The sequence below is a fragment of the Pelomicrobium sp. G1 genome, from assembly GCF_051905455.1.
GTDB lineage: Bacteria > Pseudomonadota > Gammaproteobacteria > Burkholderiales > UBA6910 > Pelomicrobium.
On the sequence record NZ_JBQACR010000458.1, the window covers coordinates 1 to 252 of the forward strand.

1 protein-coding gene is annotated in these 252 nt (G+C 63.5%); it reads right to left on the reverse strand.

The features are described from left to right. Window positions 1-233 (reverse strand): sigma factor (locus ACTFO6_RS19225; RefSeq protein ID WP_439935925.1); only part of this gene is annotated, 233 nt, incomplete at its 3' end. Between the last annotated feature and the right edge of the window lie 19 nt (window positions 234-252).

Consider the following 252-nt stretch of genomic DNA (forward strand, 5'->3'; position numbering starts at 1 on the left):
TTGTTCTTGAGTATGGCGGTGAGCCAGGTCTTCTCCGACGCCCGCCCCTGGTAGCCGTTGCGCCCCTTCCAGGCGGCGAGCAGGGTCTCCTGGACCAGGTCCTTCGCCTGCTCTTCATTTTTTACCATGACTAGGGCATAATGGAGGAGCGCGTCTCCGTGCCGGGTCAGCCACCCCGCCACGTCGAGTGGGCTCTCGCCAGGAGTTTCTTCGTCGGGTGGAGCTTGGGCCATGGAGGGCTCGGTGCTGGAA